Here is a 17,826-nt window from a genome sequence, read left to right as displayed (position 1 = left end):
CGTCATCTGCCGGGGTCGGCGAGCAGCCGGGCGATGTCCTCGTCCTTCTGCTGCCACATGCCGTTCATCCACTGCTGGAAGCGCGCGCGGAAGGCGCGGTCGCCCTGGTAATCGCCGGCGACCAGCTCGGCCGGGATCGGCCGCTCCCGCACCAGTACCTTCACCTCGGGCACGCGGTCGGCCATCAGGTCCAGCATCGACGGGATGCCCCCGGGGTAGACGATGGTCACGTCCAGCAGTGCATGCAGGCCCTGCCCCATCGCATCCAGCACGAAGGCCACGCCACCGGACTTGGGCTTGAGCAGGTGCCGGAACGGCGAGCCCTGGCCGTCGTGCTTGGCACGGGTGAACCGGGTGCCTTCGACGAAGTTCATCACCGCCACCGGGATGTCGCGGAACCGCGCGCAGGCACGCCGCGTCGCTTCCATGTCGCGCCGGCCCAGCTCCGGGTTGCGGGCGATCTGCTTGCGGCTGTAGCGGCCCATGAACGGGAAATCCAGCGCCCACCACGCCAACCCCAGCACCGGTACCCAGAACAGCGAGCGCTTGAGGAAGAAACGCAGCAGCGGGATGCGCCGGTTGAACACCTTCTGCAGCACCAGGATGTCCACCCAGCTCTGGTGATTGGCCAGCACCAGGTAGTGGCCGTCGCGCTCGAGCGTGGCCGGCATGTCGGCCTGGAAGCGGGTGCGGGTGAACGCACCCATCATCGCGCTGTTGACCCCGATCCAGCTCTCGGCCAACCCGGTCAGCAGCGGATTGCAGGCGCGACGCACCGCGGCCAGCGGCAGCAATGCCTTGAACAGCGCCACCGCAAACAGCGGCAGGCAGTGCAGCAGGGTGTTGAGCGCGATCAGCAGCAGGATCGGGACGATGCGAAACCATTTCATGGGGGGGAATATCTCGCGCAGTGCGGACCGGGGCCGCCATCCGGAACAGAGCGGCACAGGGTAACAAACGCCGCAGGCGCTGGCGGGGCCGGCGCGCCCACTTCCGCCGGACACCCATGCTGGCGCGATAATCTGCTTCCCGTCCCCGCCTCGCCGTCCCCGCATGCCCTCGACGCTGCCGCCCCCGGGCGAGATCCTCGACCTGTTGCCCGACGTGGTGTGCGTGGTCGACCCGGAAGGCCGTTACCTGGCGGTCAACGCCGCCTTCGAGCGGCTCATCGGCTACCGCCCCGAGGATGTCCTGGGGCGCTGCATGACCGAACTGATCCACCCCGAGGACCACGCCACCACCGTGCAGGCGGTGCAGCGGGTCATGGCGGGCCACCCGCTGCCGCATTTCCGCAACCGCTACGTCCGCCGCGACGGCGGGCTGGTGGACATGCAGTGGTCGGCCAGGTGGCTGCCCGCCTACGGCGTGCGCATCGCCGTAGGCCACCCGGTCGGCGAACTGCGCGAGCTCGAGCGCCGGCTGGAGTTCATGGCCGCGCACGACCCGCTTACCCGGTTGCCCAACCGCTACCGGCTGCGCGAGGAGCTGGACCGGCTGCTGCGCGATGGCAGCCGGCCGCTGGCCGTGCTCTACCTGGACCTGGACGGGTTCAAGGCCATCAACGATAGCCATGGCCATGCGCAGGGCGACCGCCAGCTGCGCGAGACCGCCGATGGGCTGCGCCAGGCGCTGCGCCACGGCGATTTCATCGCCCGCGTCGGCGGCGACGAGTTCGTGGCGCTGCTGCCTGACTGCAGCGGGCCTGACGACGCCCGCGCGGTGGCCGGCGTGCTGCAGTCCGCGCTGGACCAACGCCAGGCACACTCGCCATTTCCGCGCATCGGGGTCAGCATCGGCGTGGCCTGCTGCCCGGCCGACGGCCGCGACGCGGAAACCCTGCTGCGCCGCGCCGATGCCGACATGTACGCGATCAAGCACCGGCGCGAGCGGGCGCCCGGCGCCTGAGCCACGGGGCCGGCACGGGCCTCTGCTACCCTATCGCGATGAACCAAACCGCTGACCCTTCGGCCACCACTGCTGATTTCACGCCGATGGCGCAACGCTTCCGCGGCTTCCTGCCGGTGGTGGTGGACGTGGAGACCGGCGGCTTCGACTGGAACCGGCACGCGCTGCTGGAAATCGCCGCCATCCCCCTGGACATGGACGAGAACGGCCTGCTGCTGCCTGGCCAGACCAGCTGCGCGCACGTGGTGCCGGCCGAAGGCACCGACATCGACCCCAAGTCGCTGGAGGTCACCGGCATCGTGCTGGACCACCCGTTCCGGCTGGCCAAGCCCGAGCGCGAGGCACTGGAGCACGTGTTCGCGCCGGTGCGCGCGGCGCTGAAGAAGTACAACTGCCAGCGCGCGATCCTGGTCGGCCACAACGCCCATTTCGACCTGAACTTCCTCAATGCCGCGGTGGCCCGCAGCGGCCACAAGCGCAATCCGTTCCATCCGTTCAGCGTGTTCGACACGGTGACCCTGGCCGGCGTGGCCTACGGCCAGACCGTGCTGGCGCGGGCGCTGCAGGCCGCCGGATTCGAGTGGGACGCCAACCAGGCGCACAGCGCGGTGTACGACACCGAGCAGACCGCGCGCCTGTTCTGCCAGATCGTCAACGGCTGGCCACGACAGTAGGCGCCCACGCCCGGCCGATGGCCAGGGCCGGAACGGCCGGCCACCTGGTCAACCCAGGCAGATCCGGTCGCGGCCATCGCTCTTGGCCTGGTACAGGGCCTTGTCCGCGCGCTGGAACAACAGCAACGGCGTGCGGTCGTCCGCGGCCAGCTGCACCAGCCCGGCGCTGAACGTCACCCGCAGGTTGTCGATGCCGGCCCAGTTGCGCTGCGCATGGAACAGCCCCTGCAGGCGCGTGCACACCCGTTGCGCCTCGTCCAGCGCGGTGTCGTTGAGCAGCAGCGCGAACTCCTCACCGCCCAGTCGCGCCGGCAGGTCGGAATCGCGGCAACTGGCCGCCAGCAGCCGCGCCACCTCGCGCAGCACCTGGTCGCCCACGCTGTGCGACCAGCTGTCGTTGACGGTCTTGAAGTGGTCGATGTCCAGCACCAGCAGGCTCAGCGGGTGGCCGCTGCGCTGGGAGCGGGCGAAGTCGCGTGCCAGCGCCTCGTCGAAGGCGCGGCGGTTGGGCAGGCCGGTCAACGGGTCCTCGTGGGCCTGGCGCTCGAACGCCACGGCCTGCTGCCGCAGGCGCTCGGCCAGCGCGGTCTTTTCCTGGTTGGCCGCCAGCAGGCGCTCGGCCTGCAGCTGCAGGTCGGCGGTACGCTCGGCGACCTGGCGCGCCAGGCGCATGTTGCTGGTCTTGTAGCGGTGGATCAGGTACCGGTACAACGCCACCAGCGCCAGCAGCAGCACGATGCCGGCTGCCGCCTGCATGCTGCGCCGCTGCCACAGCAGCGGCTCGACGGTGAACTTCCAGGCCGCCTCGCTTTCGCTCCAGCGCCCGCCCGGGTGCATGGCAGACACGTGCAGGGTGTAGTCGCCGGGCGGCAGCCCCATGAATTCCACGCTGCGCTGGTTGCCGCGACCGATCCAGTCGGCGTCCAGCCCTTCGAGCCGGGTGCGGTAGCGGATCCGGTCGGACATCAGGTAGCTCAGGCCGACGTAGCCCACGGTGAGCCGGCGCCCGCCGGGAATCGCGGTGACGCCGTTGGCCTGCCAATGCAGCGGCACGCCGTCCAGCTGCACGCTTTCAACCACCACCGGTGGCGGCAGCCGCTCGCGGAACCGCTGCAGCCGCGATGGATCGACCATGCTCAGGCCACCGGCGGTCGCGACCCAGTAGGTCCCGTCGCCGCGCAGCACCGCCGATGGCCCGGTGCTGCCGTTGGCCTGGGCGTTGTACATGCCGTCGATCTCGTTGTAGCGCTCCACTTCGATGCGCGGGCTGCGCCCGTCGGCCACGGCGTCCAATGCAGCCTGGGTCGTACGCAGGATGCCGCGGTTGCTGCTGATCCAGACGTTGCCCAGGCGGTCGGGCACCATCTCGAACACGGTATCCACCGGCATGCCCTGCTCCAGCCCCACCCGGGCCAGGTGACCGTCGCGGTAGCGGTACAGGCCGCGGTCGGACGTGGCCCACATCGCATCGCCCACCGGGGTGAAGCCGAAAATGCTGCGGCCACCGCCCAGTCCGTCCACGTCCAGCCGTTGCACGGTGGTTCCGCGCAGTATGCGGATGCCTTCGATGGTGCCGATCCACAGGCCGTCGTGGGTGTCGCGCAGCGCGGTCACCAGTCCCCCCGGCAACCCGGCGGCCACGGGCACCTGCACGCCATCGGCGCCCAGCCGCACCACCCCGCGCTGGGTGCCGGCCCAGATGCCGTCGCCATTGCGGTCGGCGGCCATCACCCGCACGTTGCCCGCCGCCAGGCCGCTGGCCGTGCCGTAATGGCGGCTGCTGCCATCGCGGTCGATGCGATAGATGCCGTCGCCGAAAGTGCCGACCCACATCGCGCCATCGCGGCTCTGGACCACGCTCAGCACCGACGGCGCCTTGCCGACGCTGTTGCGCAGCGGCACCGGCACGATGCGGCCGTCCTGCTCCATCCGGTCCAGGCCGGCGGCGCCGCCGATCCACAGGCGCCGCTGGTCGTCCTCGATCACCGCGCGCACGTAATCGCCGCTCAGTCCATCACGGGTGGTATAGCTGGTGAACAGGGTTTCGCGCAGCCGGTACAGGCCGCCATTGCCGCCCGCCCAGATGCTGCCCTCGGCATCCTCCATCAGGCTGGTGATGCGCCCGTTCTGCATCTGCCGGCTGTTCGGCAGGCGCTCCACGCCGTGGCTGCCGATGCGGTACAACCCCTGGTTCTCGGTACCCAGCCACAGATCGCCATGGCGGTCCTGCAGCATCGCGGTGGTGTGGGAAACCCCGGGCAGCACGTGCACCCGCCGCGCACCGCCGGATTGCATCCGGTACAGGGCGCCATCGGTCACGATCCACACCACGCCGTCCGGCGCGCGGTAGGGCCAGGCCGGGCCCGGCGGCAGGCCCAGGGCGGCCGGTGCATCGCGCAGCACGCCATCGTCGCCGCGCAGCTTCAGCCCATCCATCGTGCCGACCCAGACCCGGTCCTTGTCATCGACGGCCAGCCAGTTGGACAGGGTCATGTTCACCTGTGCGCCCGGCTGCGGCGGCTCGTAGACCATGCGTCCGTCAGCCGCCAGATAGCCGAGCCCGCGCCCCTCGTACAGCAGCCACAACCGGCCCTTGCTGTCCTTCTGCATCGCCTGGATCAACACCTTCGGCGCCGGCGGGTGCTGCGGCCATTGTCGCCAGCGACCGTCGAGGGTGCGCCGCAGGACGTTGCCGCGCGAGTCGCTCACCCACAGCGCACCGTCGCGATCCACGTACAGCGCGCCTATGCCGTTGTCGAGCAGGCCGGGGCGGGTGCTGCGGTCATAGAGGTCGAAATCGAGCCCGTTGTAGCGCGCCACCCCTTCCCAGGTGGCGAACCACAGGTGCCCCTCCGGGGTCTGCGCGATGCCGCGCAGCGAGTTGTGCGGCAGCCCATTGCGCGAGGTCCACATGTCCACGGCGTAATCGCGCAGCGGCGGCGTCTGCTCGGCCGCGGCCACACCCCCGGCCGCAACCAGCAGGCACAGCCACAGCAGCACGAAGCGCTGGGCCCAGCGGCCGCGGGCAGTGCCGCGGTGGCACGATCCACGGCATCGATCCAACGACGGGGCCGGGCGGTCGATGCGGTCGGACGGCTGCGGCAACGTCATGTGCACGGGCAGGGGGAGAGTGGGCACATGGTAGGGGGGATTGCCCGCCCCGTGGAGTCCCCGTGGAGCCCCCGTGGCGGGAACCGGGCAGCGGAACCGGCCGGTCCGGCGGCGGTCAGCCTCGGCGCGGGGCGTCCGCGGCGGGCGCTGGCCAGCGGACCACCGCTTCCAGCCCGCCATCGGGATGGTTGCGCAGGACCAGGGTGGCGCCGTTTTTCTCGGCCAGCGTGCGGGCGATGGTCAGGCCCAGGCCGGCACCGCCGGTATCGCGCGAACGCGAGGTCTCCAGGCGCAGGAACGGCGTGAACACCGCCTCCAGTTCGTCCGCGGCCAGGCCAGGCCCGTGGTCGCGGATGCGCACCTCGACCTGGCCATCCCATGCCTGGGCGCGGATATGTGCCGAATGGCCATACTTGACGGCGTTGTCCACCAGGTTGGAGAACAGCCGCTGCATGGCCAGCGGGCGCAGCGGCAGCACCGCGCCACAGCCCTGCTCGAACACGACCCGGTGCCCGGCTTCGGCCGCATCCTCGGCCACGCTCTGCAACAGCGAATCCAGGTCCAGCACCACCCGCTGCTCGGCGCTCTCGGCGCTGCGCGCCAGTTCCAGTCCCTCGCGCACCAGTGCCTGCATCGCCGCCAGGTCGGCGATCAGGCGCTCGCGCAGCGGTTCATCGGCCACGTTCTCCAGCCGCAGCCGCAACCGCGTGAGCGGCGTCTGCAGGTCGTGGGTGATCGCGGCCAGCATCTGCGTGCGCTCGCCGATATGCCGCTGCAGGCGCTGCTGCATGGCGTTGAAGGCTTCGGCCGCACGCCTTACTTCCTGCGGCCCGGTCACCGGCAGCGGGTCGCGCTGCAGGTCCTGGCCCAGTTCGGTGGCCGCGTCGGCCAGCCGCTGCAGCGGCGAACTGGCGATGCGCGCCACCACGTAGGCGAGCACCGCGATGGCCAGCGACAGCAGCGACAGGAACAGCGGATCGAAAGCGAAGGGGCTGATACGCGCCGTTGCCGGGTACTGCAGTGTCAGCCGCAGCGGCGTGCCATCGCCCAGGGTCAGCTCCACCAGGCGGCAGCGCGGTGGCATCACCGCCGGATAATGCTTGCGCAGCTGCTGGGGAATGTGCCGCCGCTGCAGCTCCGGCAGCGGCGGCAGGCAGGCGCGGAAGCCGGTGACATAGGCCCGCGCATTGGCCACCGGCCCGTCGCGATCACCCAGGACCTCCATCAGCGCCACGTCCTCGGCGCCAGCGTGGACGTCGCCCCGCGCCAGGTGCACGCTGGCGCCGCCGGTTTCCAGCAGGCGCGCACGCAGTTCGGGGTTGATCTCAAGCAGGGCCACGAAGCCCTGCAGGCGGTCGGCCATGCGCATCAGGTTCTGCTGCTCGAACTCCTGGCGGCGGTGGGTATCGGCCAGCAGGGTGGCGCCGATCGCAGCGGCCAGCATGCCGGCCAGCAGGATGACGAACAGCCGCCCGGTCATCGAGGCCAGGAACCGCCGCAGCCGCTGCGTCATTCCAGGGTCACCACGCCGGCGAACACATAGCCTTCGTTGCGCACGGTCTTGATCAGGCCGCCGGCAGCGCCGAGTTTCTGCCGCAGGCGGCTGACCTGCAGGTCCATGGCGCGGTCCTGGGTCTCATAGCTGCGGCCGCCACTCAGTGCGGCCAGCTGATCGCGCGAGAGCACCTTGTTGGCATGGCCGACGAATACCCGCAGAAGGCGGAACTCGGCGCCGGACAGCATCACCACGCACCCGGCCGGATCCACCAGGTGGCGCCGTTCCAGGTCGAACACCCAGTCGGCGAACGTCGCCCGGCGCATCGCCAGCGGCTCCAGGTTGGCCGGCAGCGCCTCGGTCCGCCGCAGCACGCTGCGGATGCGGGCCAGCAGTTCGCGCGGCTCGAACGGCTTGGCCAGGTAGTCGTCGGCGCCCATCTCCAGGCCGAGCACGCGGTCGATCGGCTCGGCGCGGGCGGTAAGCATGATCACCGGGGTGGTGGAGCGCGTGCGCAGTTCGCGGCACAACGCCAGCCCGTCCTCGTGCGGCAGGTTGAGGTCGAGCACGATCAGGTCGATGGGTTCGCGCGCCAGCGCATGGCGCATCTCGACGCCATCGGCGGCGGTGCTCACCGCATAACCGGTGCGGCCGAGCTGTTCGGCCAGCAATCCGCGGATGTCACTGTCGTCGTCGACCACCAGCAGGCGATGCATGGCCCGGACCTCATTCGTGGACAGACCGCCATGCTAACCGAGCGTGGCCCGCACGCGCCGCGGTACCACGGGACCGGCCTCAGCGCGCCCCTGCCGTGCCGTTCCATCCCAGGTCCGGCTCGCGGTAGTAGCGGACGCCCAGTGCGTCCAGATGCGGACGCAGCGCCCCCATGCGCCGCACGAAGCCGGCATAGCCGCGCCGCGGCGCGGAGCTCCACGCCACCTCGGCCACCGCCGCCAGGCGCGGCCACAGGCGCTCGTCGGTGGCGGCATCGGTATGCACGAACTCGCTCCACAGGGCCGCTTCCACGCCCACCGCCGTCCTGTAGGGCGTCGGGTCGAAGGCATACACCCGGGCCAGCGGCACGCCTTCGGCACGGCACCAGTCGGCGCCGGGCTGGCCCGCATGGTTGCCATGATCGATGTACAGGTACGAACACGGCGACAGGATCAGCGGATGCCCCCTGGCGACCGCCGCATCGATGGCATAGTCGTCGTTCCACAACTGCAGCAGCGCGCCGGGCTGCAGGTCGGCCACCGAGCCCTCCTCCCAGACGATGGGCGTCCGCCCCATCGCCTCCACCATCGCCGCCGCGCGTGCGACGAACCCGGCGTACAGCGGATGCTTGATCTCGTCGCCGCCGATATGGATCTCGGCGGACGGGAAGATCGCCACCACCTCCTCCAGCACATCGCGGACGAAGGGGTACACGACGTCGGGCTTGTCCAGGCACAACACGCTGAAGCCCACCTCCACGCCCGAGTAGGTGCCGCGGTTGGCCACGTCATCGCAGGCCAGCGCGTTGTACGAGGCCAGCGCCGCCTGCACGTGGCCGGGCATGTCGATCTCCGGCACTAGGGTGACGCCACGCACCTGCGCGTAGGCCACCAGGTGCTTCAGCTGCGCCTGGGTGTAGTAACCGGCGCGCCCGCCCTGCACCGCGCTGGCGCCGCCGATTTCCACCAGCCGGGGATACCGCTTGATCTCGATCCGCCAGCCCTGGTCGTCGGTCAGGTGCAGGTGCAGCCGGTTCATCTTGAACAGCGCCATGCGGTCGATGTGCCTTTCCAGGTAATCGACCGGCAGGAAGCTGCGCGCCACGTCCAGCGAGAGCCCGCGCCAGCGGTAGGCCGGCACGTCGGTGATCGCCAGCCGCGGCACCCGGTACGCCGGGCCGGCGCTGGCCGGCAGCAGCTGGCGCAGGCTCTGCACCGCGTGCAGCAACCCGGCATCGGTACGCGCGCTCAGGTGGATCGCATCGTCCACCACCAGCCGGTAGCCCTCCTCTCCGAGCGCGGCGTCGTCGACCCGTTGCAGGCGCAGCGGCGTGCCCGTGTCCGCGTTGGCGATGTCCAGCGTCGCCAGCAGTTCGTCCAGCGCACGCCGGGCCATGGGGGCGGCGCCCGCGTCTTCCACCGCCACCGCCGCGGCAATCCGCAGCGTGCCCGGACGGGTCTCCAGCGAGCGTGGCAACGGCACGATGTGCGCCACCGGCGCCGCCTCGACGGCCACCGCTGGCACCCGGTGCGCACAGCCGGCCATCACCGCCAGCGCCGCCCAGGGCAAGAGAATGTCGAGCTTGAACAACCGTTTCATCGCGCCCTCGCCTGCCGGTAGTGGAGCAGCGGCAGTCTGCCGGCGCCGCAGCGGCGCCCCTCCACGGGGGGCCCCATGCCCGCCCTGCCTGCGATGATCAGTCGGCGCCCTTGACGATGCGCCCGTCCTTGACGATCACCGCGAAGTTGCGCGCCGGGTCGGCGATCACCTGCAGGTCCTCCAGCGGATTGCCCTCGACCAGCAGCAGGTCCGCCAGCGCCCCATCCTCGACCACCCCCAGGCGCCCGCGATAGGGGCTGCGCAGGCCGGACAGCGCCAGCAGTTCGGCATTGTCGTGGGTGACCATGCGCAGGATCTCGGCCGGCGTGAACCACTCCCGCAGGCCGAGGATGAAGGCGTTCTGCTCGACATTGAGCGCCGGCTCGAACAGGAAGTCGGTGCCCCACGCCATGCGCACCCCGGCACGCTTGGCCATGGCCCACATGCGCGCCTGCCCGTCGATCACCGGCTTGCGCTTCTCGCGGCGCAGCGGGTCCATGTTCTCCGTGCTCGCGCGCAGGGTCTGGCTGGACAGCCAGACACCGCGGCTGGCCATCAGCTTCAGCGTGTCCTCGTCCAGCATCTGCCCGTGCTCGATGCTCTTCACGCCGGCTTCGATGGCGCGACGCACCGCATGCACCGTATAGGCATGCACGGTGACGTAGGTGCCCCAGTCCCCGGCGGCCTCCACCGCGGCGCGCATCTCGTCGAGCGTGTACTGGGTGACGTCCACCGGGTCATAGGCCGATGACGTGCCGCCGCCGGCCATCAGCTTGATCTGGCTGGCCCCCATGCGCAGGTTCTCGCGCACCGCGGTGAGTACCTCGTCGCGCCCGTCGGCGATGAAGGTCGCGCCCATCTCCTCGGCCAGCGCCGGCTTGCCGAAGAAGCGCCGCGAGCGCTCGTGCGGCAGGCGCATGTCGCCATGCCCGGCGGTCTGGCTGATGGTGGCGCCGGACGGCCAGATGCGCGGGCCGCGGGTGCGGCCGGCATCGATCGCCGCCTTGAGTTCGAAGATCGGCCCGCCGACATCGCGCACGCTGGTGAAGCCGCGCAGCAGGGTGCGCTCGGATTCGGCCGCCACCCGGGCGGCGAGCTGGTCCGGCGTGGCGGCCAGGGCCACCATGTCCGCCTGCGACAGTGCGGTGAAGGTACTGTGCCAATGCGCGTCGATCAGCCCCGGCATCAGCGTGCGGCCTCGACCCTCGATCACCGTGGCCGCGGCCGTGGGCGTCGCCGCCGCGCCGATCGCGGCGATATGGTTGCCGCGCACCAGTACGTCGGTGGGCGCCCCCAGCGTGCCGCGCACGGTGTCCAGCACCCGGACCCCGCGGAACAGCAGTTCGCCCTCATCCGGTACGGCCTGCGCGAATACCGGTGCGGCGAACAACAGCGCCCACAACAACGACAGCAGGCGCATCAGCCAGACGCTGGACATGGCGGTTCCTCCCTGTGGCATGCCGATACCGCCGGCCGGCGGCCGCGCCAGTATAGGCGGCGGCACCGCCACACCGGCACGGGGAGCCGCCCGCCGCGGGCCGTCAGCTACCGGCGAACACCGGTTCCAGCAAGCGGAAGGTGCCGGCGTCGGCGTCCATTTCCACGCGGCCGCCGACCGGCACGATGAACTGTTCGCGGATGTGGCCGATCATCGCCCCGCGGAAGGCCGGGATCTTCAACGGCGCGATGTAGTCGGCGAACAGCTGGTCCAGGGTCAGCGAGCCGTAGCCGTCGCCGGGGGTGCAGCCGGTGCATTCGCCGAAGATGAAACCGGCGATCCTGTCCAGCGCGCCCATCAGCTTCAGCGTGCTGAGCATGCGGTCGACGCGGTACGGCGCTTCGTCCACGTCCTCCAGGAACAGGATCTTGCCGTTGAAATCGGGCAGGTACGGCGAACCGGCCAGCGCGGTCAGTACCGTCAGGTTGCCGCCCACCAGCTCGCCGCGCGCGGTGCCGCCGGTGATGGTGCTGGTGCGGTTCTTGCGCGGCACCAGTTCGTCGTCGGTATCGACGCTGTTGCGGTATTCCATCAGTTCGCGCTTGAAGAACAGGCGCTCGAACTGGTCCACGTTGAACCGGTTCCAGCTGCCCGATCCGATCGGCCCGTGGAAGGTCACCAGCCCGGTCTTGGCCTGGATCGCGCAATGCAGCGCGGTGATGTCCGAGTAGCCGAGCAGCACCTTGGGGTTGGCGCGGATGGTGGCGTAGTCCAGCAGCGGCAGCAGCCGCGCCGCGCCGGAACCGCCGCGCACGCAGACGATGGCCTTGACCTGGCGGTCGCCGAACATGGCGTTCAGGTCGCCGGCGCGCTCGGCATCGGTGCCTGCCAGGTGGCCGTAGCGCGCGCCATAGTGGGCGCCGGTCCTGACCTTGAAGCCCAGCGCCTGCATCGCCTCGCGCGCCAGCTGCAGGCTGAGCTGGTCGCTGCTGGCCGCCGACGGGCTGACCAGCCCCACCGTATCGCCTTTCTCCAGCGGCAGCGGCAGCAACCGCGCGCCGCGTTGCGCCGCCAGCGCGCTGCCCGTGCCCATCAGGGGCAACAGGGCCCCCGCCAATGCCGTGCCGCCGAGGAATCGCCGCCTGTCCATGCCACCGCCTGTCTGCAGAAAGTCCGGCCGAGGGTAGCAACGGGCCCGCCTGCCCGACAGTGCGGCGCCGGCTTCATGCACACCGGCCTCCGCACACTGGAAAAGCGCATGGCACAAGGCACCCGGCGTGTTTCGTGCAGCGCTTGCCGGGGCGCATCCATAACCGCGCGGCATGGGTGCCGCACGAACTGTCATGCCCTGCCACGGGCACGCCACGCATGCCTGCCGGGCGGTCAGTCTCCCGGCACCGGAGAAACGCCATGCAAGGCACTGCTCACGGCAACGCCGGCCGAGGCAGGCGGGTCATGAGGCCACGCACACGCCCAGCGACCGGCTCTTGGCGCGGTACATGGCCGCATCGGCCGCGCGCAGGTAGTCGTCGATCGTCTTCAGGCCGGACTGGCTGCTGACCAGGCCGATGCTGGCGCTGCTGCTCACCGTATGCGGGCCGATCATGTACGGCACTTCGAGCGCCGCGGCGATCTGCCGGGCACGCTCGGCCGCCTCGCCGGGGTCGATGGATTCGAGCAGCAGGTTGAACTCGTCGCCGCTCATGCGCGCGACCAGGTCGACGTTGCGTACGCACGATTCGAGGCGACGCGCCACCTGCTGCAGCAACTGGTCGCCGACATGATGGCCCAGGCTGTCATTGACCGCCTTGAACCGGTTGAGGTCCAGCAGCAGCACCGCGAACATCGTGGTCCCGCCACGCGCCGGCATGTCCGCGCCGTCCCCGGATTCGTTGCGGTGCAGGGCGATGGCGTGTGCCAGGCGGGCCCGGAACAACGGCCGGCCCGGCAGGTTGGTGAGCGCGTCATAGGAGCTGCCGCGTTCGGCCAGGTCGCTCAGCGAGCCGGCCATGCGCACGGCAACGCCGTCGTCGAACTGGGCCACGCCGCGCCAGTTCACCCACACCAGGCGCCCGGAGCCGTGGAACGCCCGGAAATCCACCGAGAAATTCGGGCTGTTCCCGGACAGGTGCCGGCGGTAGGCCAGCTGCACGCGGGCGCGGTCGTCGGGGTCGATGAGCTGCTGCAGGAAGTGCCAGCCGCCGTGATGCACCGGGTCGCTGTCGCCCATCCCCACGATCTGGCGGAAGCGCTCGGACACGTGCATGACATCGGTGCGCAGGTCCCAGTCCCAGATGCCGTCGTTGGAGCCGAGGGTGGCCAGCGCGTAGCGGTTGTCCGAGCGCAGCAGTTCCAGCTCGGTGTGCTTCTCGCGGGTCACGTCGATCATCAACCCGATCATGCGGTTCGGCCGGCCCGGCTCGACCACCGCCCGGCACAGGTCGCGCACCCACACGACCTTGCCGCACTTGGCGATCAGCCGGTAGCTCATCTCGTAAGCGTAGCTGTGCGTGGCGTTGTACGCGGCCTCGTCGATGAGCAGCGCCTCGGCCAGGTCGTCCGGGTGCACATGCGCGCGCCAGAAGCCCGGATCGGCGCGCCATTCCTCCACGGTGTAGCCGAACAGCCGCTCCACCTGCGGGCTGAGGAAGGTATTGCCCACCCCGCGCTCGGCTTCCCAGACCACGCCGTCGATGGTCTCAAGCAGGCGCAGGAAGCGCTGGCGGACCTCCACCAGCACCTGCTCGGTGACCTCGGTGATCTCGATCAGCACGCCCTGGCGGCTGATCACCCGCTCGGCCTCGTCGGTCTCCGGCTGCAGTTGCAGCCGCACCCAGCGGTAATCGCCCGCGGCAAAGCGCAGCCGGAACACAGGCATGCCCGAGCGCAGGGTGCCCACGTCGTCGGGATGCACGAATTCCAGCAGCGACCGCCCCAGCGCCGCCTCCAGCGGATGCCCGGTAAGCGCGTGCCAGGCCGGGTTGAGGTAGGTGATCGCCCACAACGCATCCGTCTGCACCACCGCTTCGGGCAGCAGCTGCAGCAGGCTCGCGGAGGGTGTGGGGAGGGCGGACATACGGGGCTATGGTCACCGAGCGCAATCGCCCCGTCCAGCGGCGGGCCCGCTTGGGCGTTCATCCCGGCGGGGGCGCATGATCGTGGCCGGACGATCCTGCCCACCCCACCCCGCGGGCCGGCCGGCGCCACCGGGTGCGCCGGCAATGCGGCAAGGCCCGCCCCGGGGCCCTGCCGTCGCGGCCAATCACATGTTCCGGCGGTACTCCCCGCCCACGTCGTACAGCGCGTGGCTGATCTGGCCGAGGCTGTGGGTCTTGACCGCCTCGATCAACGCCGCGAACACATTGCGGCGCTCGCGCGCGGTGTTCTGCAGGTAGGCCAGGCCGTGGCCGTCGTGGACGCCGTCGTCGTTGCAGGCGCTGCCGACCACTTCGTGGCTGTGCGAGGTCTCGCCGGCCGGGGCCAGCACATTGCGGTTGCGCTGCCAGTTGCGCACGTTCTCGATCTGCTGCCCCTTCTCCTCCTCGGTCGAACGGATCAGTTCGATCTCGGTCGCCACTTCGCCGGCATGCTCCTTGGGCAGGAACATGTTGACGCCGACCAGCGGCAGGCTGCCGTCGTGCTTCTTGTGCTCGTAGTACAGGCTCTCTTCCTGGATCTTGCCGCGCTGGTACATGGTGTCCATCGCGCCGAGCACGCCGCCGCGCTCGCTGATCGCCTCGAACTCCTTGTACACGGCCTCTTCGACGATGTCGGTGAGCTTGTCGACGATGAAGCTGCCCTGCCACGGGTTCTCGCAGAAGTTCAGCCCCAGCTCCTTGTTGATGATCATCTGGATCGCCACCGCGCGGCGCACGCTTTCCTCGGTGGGCGTGGTGATCGCCTCGTCGTAGGCGTTGGTGTGCAGGCTGTTGCAGTTGTCGAACAGCGCGTACAGCGCCTGCAGCGTGGTGCGGATGTCGTTGAACTGGATCTCCTGCGCGTGCAGCGAGCGGCCGGAGGTCTGGATGTGGTACTTCATCATCTGGCTGCGCTCGTTGGCGCCGTAGCGCTCGCGCATCGCGCGCGCCCAGATGCGGCGGGCGACGCGGCCGATGACGGTATATTCCGGGTCCATGCCGTTGGAGAAGAAGAACGACAGGTTGGGCGCGAAGTCGTCGATCCTCATCCCGCGCGCCAGGTAGTACTCGACGATGGTGAAGCCGTTGGACAGGGTGAAGGCCAGCTGGCTGATCGGGTTCGCGCCGGCTTCGGCGATGTGGTAGCCGGAGATCGACACCGAGTAGAAGTTGCGCACGCCGTGGTCGACGAAATACTGCTGGATGTCGCCCATCATGCGCAGCGCGAACTCGGTGGAGAAGATGCAGGTGTTCTGCGCCTGGTCTTCCTTGAGGATGTCGGCCTGCACGGTGCCGCGCACGGTGGACAGCGTCTCGGCCTTGATCCGCGCGTAGGTGTCGGCATCCACCAGCTGGTCGCCGGTGACGCCGAGCAGGCCCAGGCCGAGGCCGTTGTTGGTCGGCGGCAGCTCGCCGTGGTACTGCGGGCGGGTACGACCTTCGAACATCGCCGCGATCTTCTTTTCGGCCTCGGCCCAGCGCGCCGGGTCGGCCTTCAGGTACTTCTCCACCTGCTGGTCGATGGCGGTGTTCATGAACATCGCCAGGATCATCGGTGCCGGGCCGTTGATGGTCATCGACACCGAGGTGGTCGGCGCGCACAGGTCGAAGCCGGAGTACAGCTTCTTCATGTCGTCCAGCGTGGGAATGTTGACGCCGGAGTTGCCGATCTTGCCGTAGATGTCCGGGCGCGGCGCCGGATCCTCGCCGTACAGGGTGACGCTGTCGAAGGCGGTGGACAGGCGCGCGGCCGGCTGGCCGACGCTCAGGTAATGGAAGCGGCGGTTGGTGCGCTCGGGGGTGCCCTCGCCGGCGAACATGCGGATCGGGTCCTCGCCGCTGCGACGGTACGGGTACACGCCGCCGGTGTACGGGTAGGAACCGGGCAGGTTCTCCTTCTGCAGGAACACCAGCAGTTCGCCCCAGCTGCGGTAGGTAGGCGCGGCGATCTTCGGGACCTGCTGGTGGCTGAGCGACTCGCGGTAGTTCTCGACGCGGATGGTCTTGCCGCGCACCTGGTACTCGTTGACCTCGTCGGTGATCGACTTCAACCGCGCCGGCCACTCGCGCAGCAGGCGCAGGGCCTCCGAATCCAGCGACTGCACCGCGTCGTTGTAGCGCTGGCGCAGGGTGCGCAGGCTGGTGTCGGCGGCCGCGTCGGTGAGGGCATCGGCCGGGTACAGGTCCAGCGCCGCCGGCAGCGCGGCATCGCCCAGCTCCTTCAGCGCCTGCCAGCAGCCCTGGGCGCGCTCGGCCACCTCGGCCTGCGATTCGATGCGGGCATTGATGGCGCGGCCCTGCTCGGCGATCTCGGCCAGGTAGCGCACGCGGCTGCCGGGAATCAGCACGGTCGCGCGCGGCTCCTTCAGCGTGGTGTCGATGGCCGGCATCCAGTCGCAGCCGCCCTGCGCTGCCGCCTCTGCGTTCCCCGCTCCGCGCTTGTCGCGCAGCAGCCGGCACAGGTTGGCGAACATCCAGCTGATGCCCGGGTCGTTGAACTGCGAGGCGATGGTCGGGTACACCGGCACGTCCTCGTCCTTCATCGCGAACGCCACGCGGTTGCGCTTCCACTGCTTGCGCACGTCGCGCAGCGCGTCCTCGGCGCCGCGCTTGTCGAACTTGTTGAGCACCACCAGCTCGGCGTAGTCGAGCATGTCGATCTTTTCCAGCTGGCTCGGCGCGCCGAAGTCGCTGGTCATCACGTACATCGGGAAATCGACCAGGTCGACGATCTCCGAGTCGCTCTGGCCGATGCCGGCGGTCTCGACGATCACAAGGTCGTAGGCCAGCGACTTGAGGAAGCCGATGCAGTCGCGCAGCACGGTATTGATCGCCGCATGCTGGCGGCGGGTGGCCATCGAGCGCATGTACACGCGGGGGCTGCGCAGCGAATTCATGCGGATGCGGTCGCCCAGCAGCGCGCCACCGGTACGGCGGCGGGTCGGGTCGACCGAGACCACCGCGATGCGCATCTGCGGGAAGCTGGCCAGGAAGCGGTTGAGCAGTTCGTCGGTGACGCTGGACTTGCCGGCGCCGCCGGTACCGGTGATGCCGATGACCGGGGTCCTGGCGCCGGCCAGCTGCCATTGCCGGCGCAGGTGCGCCAGTTCCGCTTCGCCGAAGGCGCCGTCCTCCAGCCGCGACAGCATGCGGCCGATGGCGATCTCGTCGCCGATGCCGGGCACGCCGTCGTCGTCCACCGCCGGTGCCGCGTCGCGGGCATCGCCGGCGCGCCGGACCACGTCCTCGATCATCTCCACCAGCCCCATCTTCATGCCGTCGTTGGGGTGGTAGATGCGCTCGACCCCGTAGGCCTGCAGTTCGCGGATCTCTTCCGGGGTGATGGTGCCGCCGCCGCCGCCGAACACGCGGATGTGGCCGGCGCCGCGCTCGCGCAGCATGTCCACCATGTACTTGAAGTACTCGACATGGCCGCCCTGGTAGGACGACAGCGCGATGGCGTCGGCGTCTTCCTGCAGCGCCGCGCGCACCACGTCCTCCACCGAGCGGTTGTGGCCCAGGTGGATCACCTCCGCGCCCTGCGCCTGGATCAGCCGGCGCATGATGTTGATGGCCGCGTCATGGCCGTCGAACAGGCTGGCGGCGGTGACGAAACGCAGCGGGCTGGTTTCCGTCTGCGTCTGCGGGAGGTGGGGGGCGGGAGTGCTCATGGGCCGTGCGACATCTCGGTTTCTGTTGAAACCGATGATAGAGCCGCGCGCCGCGCAGGTCAGGTTGCAGCGCAGCGTGACC

The 17,826-nt window shown here is 70.0% G+C and carries 11 protein-coding genes; 2 read left to right on the top strand and 9 right to left on the bottom strand.

Features of this window, described 5'->3' with window-relative positions; genetic code table 11:
• Positions 1-2: 2 nt before the first annotated feature.
• A complete protein-coding gene (locus QQA12_RS05885) occupies positions 3-890 on the bottom strand; it encodes an acyltransferase (RefSeq protein ID WP_054664440.1) in 888 nt (295 codons plus the stop codon).
• Between the two features lie 163 nt (positions 891-1,053).
• Between QQA12_RS05885 and QQA12_RS05880 the strand changes: the two genes are divergently transcribed.
• Both QQA12_RS05880 and rnt read left to right on the top strand, forming a co-directional pair.
• Positions 1,054-1,905: a sensor domain-containing diguanylate cyclase gene (locus QQA12_RS05880; RefSeq protein WP_226050054.1), complete on the top strand. Its 852-nt coding sequence runs from the start codon at positions 1,054-1,056 to the stop codon at positions 1,903-1,905.
• A gap of 86 nt (positions 1,906-1,991) precedes the next feature.
• Positions 1,992-2,579 carry a ribonuclease T gene (gene rnt / locus QQA12_RS05875; RefSeq protein WP_226050277.1) on the top strand — a complete coding sequence of 196 codons (588 nt, stop codon included), beginning with the start codon at positions 1,992-1,994 and terminating at the stop codon, positions 2,577-2,579.
• Positions 2,580-2,627: 48 nt separating this feature from the next.
• On the opposite strand, the gene QQA12_RS05870 is transcribed toward rnt, so the two are convergent.
• From QQA12_RS05870 to QQA12_RS05835, 8 genes are all read right to left on the bottom strand, one after another.
• Positions 2,628-5,690 (bottom strand): ligand-binding sensor domain-containing diguanylate cyclase, encoded by a 3,063-nt coding sequence (locus QQA12_RS05870; protein ID WP_226050055.1) that lies wholly within the window; start codon positions 5,688-5,690, stop codon positions 2,628-2,630.
• Between the two features lie 115 nt (positions 5,691-5,805).
• Complete coding sequence (locus tag QQA12_RS05865; RefSeq protein WP_226050056.1) at positions 5,806-7,203, bottom strand: ATP-binding protein; 1,398 nt, start codon at positions 7,201-7,203, stop codon at positions 5,806-5,808.
• A complete protein-coding gene (locus QQA12_RS05860) occupies positions 7,200-7,901 on the bottom strand; it encodes a response regulator (RefSeq protein ID WP_054664429.1) in 702 nt (233 codons plus the stop codon). The genes QQA12_RS05865 and QQA12_RS05860 overlap by 4 nt, the downstream gene beginning before the upstream one ends.
• A 79-nt stretch (positions 7,902-7,980) precedes the next feature.
• The gene (locus QQA12_RS05855; protein WP_226050057.1) at positions 7,981-9,498 is read right to left on the bottom strand and encodes a beta-N-acetylhexosaminidase; all 1,518 of its coding nucleotides are present in this window, start codon (positions 9,496-9,498) and stop codon (positions 7,981-7,983) included.
• 97 nt (positions 9,499-9,595) lie between these two features.
• Positions 9,596-10,936 (bottom strand): amidohydrolase family protein, encoded by a 1,341-nt coding sequence (locus QQA12_RS05850; protein WP_226050058.1) that lies wholly within the window; start codon positions 10,934-10,936, stop codon positions 9,596-9,598.
• 103 nt (positions 10,937-11,039) lie between these two features.
• The gene (locus QQA12_RS05845) at positions 11,040-12,086 is read right to left on the bottom strand and encodes an LD-carboxypeptidase (protein WP_226050059.1); all 1,047 of its coding nucleotides are present in this window, start codon (positions 12,084-12,086) and stop codon (positions 11,040-11,042) included.
• 303 nt (positions 12,087-12,389) lie between these two features.
• Positions 12,390-14,012, bottom strand: a complete 1,623-nt coding sequence (locus QQA12_RS05840; RefSeq protein ID WP_226050060.1) for a sensor domain-containing diguanylate cyclase — start codon at positions 14,010-14,012, stop codon at positions 12,390-12,392.
• 186 nt (positions 14,013-14,198) lie between these two features.
• A complete protein-coding gene (locus QQA12_RS05835; protein WP_226050061.1) occupies positions 14,199-17,744 on the bottom strand; it encodes a methylmalonyl-CoA mutase family protein in 3,546 nt (1,181 codons plus the stop codon).
• Positions 17,745-17,826 lie beyond the last annotated feature (82 nt).

The sequence above is a fragment of the Stenotrophomonas sp. 17(2023) genome (genome assembly GCF_030345315.1).
GTDB lineage: Bacteria > Pseudomonadota > Gammaproteobacteria > Xanthomonadales > Xanthomonadaceae > Stenotrophomonas > Stenotrophomonas acidaminiphila.
The sequence above is the reverse complement of the archived record's forward strand: the minus strand, read 5'-3'. Positions and strand labels throughout refer to the sequence as shown.

Excerpts from the sequence above, each read along its gene's own strand:
- QQA12_RS05870 (WP_226050055.1), bottom strand. The coding sequence starts at position 5,690 with ATGACGTTGCCGCAGCCGTCCGACCGCATCGACCGCCCGGCCCCGTCG.
- rnt (WP_226050277.1), top strand. The coding sequence starts at position 1,992 with ATGGCGCAACGCTTCCGCGGCTTCCTGCCGGTGGTGGTGGACGTGGAG.
- QQA12_RS05865 (WP_226050056.1), bottom strand. The coding sequence starts at position 7,203 with ATGACGCAGCGGCTGCGGCGGTTCCTGGCCTCGATGACCGGGCGGCTG.
- QQA12_RS05855 (WP_226050057.1), bottom strand. The coding sequence starts at position 9,498 with ATGAAACGGTTGTTCAAGCTCGACATTCTCTTGCCCTGGGCGGCGCTG.
- QQA12_RS05840 (WP_226050060.1), bottom strand. The coding sequence starts at position 14,012 with ATGTCCGCCCTCCCCACACCCTCCGCGAGCCTGCTGCAGCTGCTGCCC.
- QQA12_RS05835 (WP_226050061.1), bottom strand. The coding sequence starts at position 17,744 with ATGAGCACTCCCGCCCCCCACCTCCCGCAGACGCAGACGGAAACCAGC.
- QQA12_RS05850 (WP_226050058.1), bottom strand. The coding sequence starts at position 10,936 with ATGTCCAGCGTCTGGCTGATGCGCCTGCTGTCGTTGTTGTGGGCGCTG.
- QQA12_RS05860 (WP_054664429.1), bottom strand. The coding sequence starts at position 7,901 with ATGCATCGCCTGCTGGTGGTCGACGACGACAGTGACATCCGCGGATTG.
- QQA12_RS05885 (WP_054664440.1), bottom strand. The coding sequence starts at position 890 with ATGAAATGGTTTCGCATCGTCCCGATCCTGCTGCTGATCGCGCTCAAC.
- QQA12_RS05845 (WP_226050059.1), bottom strand. The coding sequence starts at position 12,086 with ATGGACAGGCGGCGATTCCTCGGCGGCACGGCATTGGCGGGGGCCCTG.
- QQA12_RS05880 (WP_226050054.1), top strand. The coding sequence starts at position 1,054 with ATGCCCTCGACGCTGCCGCCCCCGGGCGAGATCCTCGACCTGTTGCCC.